Source organism: Dysgonomonas termitidis (genome assembly GCF_042654545.1).
In the GTDB taxonomy this organism is placed as follows: domain Bacteria; phylum Bacteroidota; class Bacteroidia; order Bacteroidales; family Dysgonomonadaceae; genus Dysgonomonas; species Dysgonomonas termitidis.
Genome location: NZ_JBHSGN010000021.1, coordinates 1 through 1,295, shown reverse-complemented (window position 1 = coordinate 1,295; position 1,295 = coordinate 1). Strand labels below are relative to the sequence as shown.

Here is a 1,295-nt window from a genome sequence, read left to right as displayed (position 1 = left end):
GGCAGCGCCGTATCGGCCATCCTGGCCCCGGTGATGCTGGTGCCGGTATGGCTCGAGGTACAGCGCCGGTTCAGGGTTCCCTTTATCGTTTTTATGGACGACGTGTTCATCTGCACGGAGTCGCAGGAACAGGCCGCGGAAGTCTACGCCTACCTGCAGAATACGCTATCCTTCAGCTACGACCTGGACCTGAACGCGGAAAAGACGCAATCGGGCCGGTTCTCGGACAAGGCCGTTGAATTCTGCGGCTGGCGCTTCGCAGGGGGCTACGCCCGCATCAGCGACGCGAAGGTAAGCTCCTTCAAAGAGCGGCTGACAGTCGAGATAAAGCGTTGCAAGGGTATCGCCCCGCATGCGTTCATGAAGCGTGTCAACAGGAAGATCGACGGTTTTGCCAACTATTACAAGCATGGCGATGTGGGAAAGCAGTTCGAGGCTTTGGACGGCTTTGTACGGCAGGAAGTGCGCCGCTGGCTGGCCGCCGAAGGGCGTGGCCGCAGCTATTCGAACCGCGACCTGCACAGCTTCGGGTTGCACAGCTTCGAACTCGTTTACCGCCGTTTACGGGAACGCTCGCCCAAAGACCGGACACTGCTGAAACAGCCGACCCCGGCCAGCGACGCCCAACCGGTCGACAGCCGGCTACAACGCCAACAATTGGAACTGGCCTCTGTGATCGACACCAAGCTGACGGAGATGCTGTCCCTGCAACGCCAGCAGGTGAGCCTGCTAAAAAAGATAGTGGAAGTCGAAGCCTACTGACGGATATTCCGGCTAGCGGAGCGCACGAACAAAAGGAAACGGTTTGCCGGGACGATAAGGAAGCGAATAAACCGGACCCTTGAACGACTGTGATAAGATAAAAAAGAGAAAGAGAATAGAATGAAGAAAACATATGCTTATAAGAAATTGCAACGGTTCAGAAAACCAAACATATGTATAGCGATGGCTTACAACAAAAATCAGCATTATAAAATGGCCGTACAGGACATATAAAAAAACAAGCATACAAAAAAACAGGAAGCAGGAAGAAAAGATGAATCAATAATGATTTAATGATTCGATCCAAGCTTCATAAAAACTGGACGATAAAATAAAAGAAGCGAAAGTAAAGAAAAAGATAAAGCGATGAAAACAAACACTATAGCTTTGCTGCTGTTGTCTATAGCGCTGCTCACCGGCTGCACATCGGAAGACGCGAACAATGAAATCCCTGATCCCAGTCAGAACGGGGACAAGAATGTGACCCTCGAGGTTCGCATCCCCGGCGCCCGAACACCCTCGACCTACGGCAT

General features: G+C 52.1%; 1 protein-coding gene. It reads left to right on the top strand.

What is annotated here, in order from left to right; all coding sequences use genetic code 11:
• On the top strand, positions 1–762 hold a 762-nt coding region (locus tag ACFO6W_RS02940), incomplete at its 5' end, for a group II intron maturase-specific domain-containing protein (protein ID WP_379993833.1).
• Positions 763–1,295 lie beyond the last annotated feature (533 nt).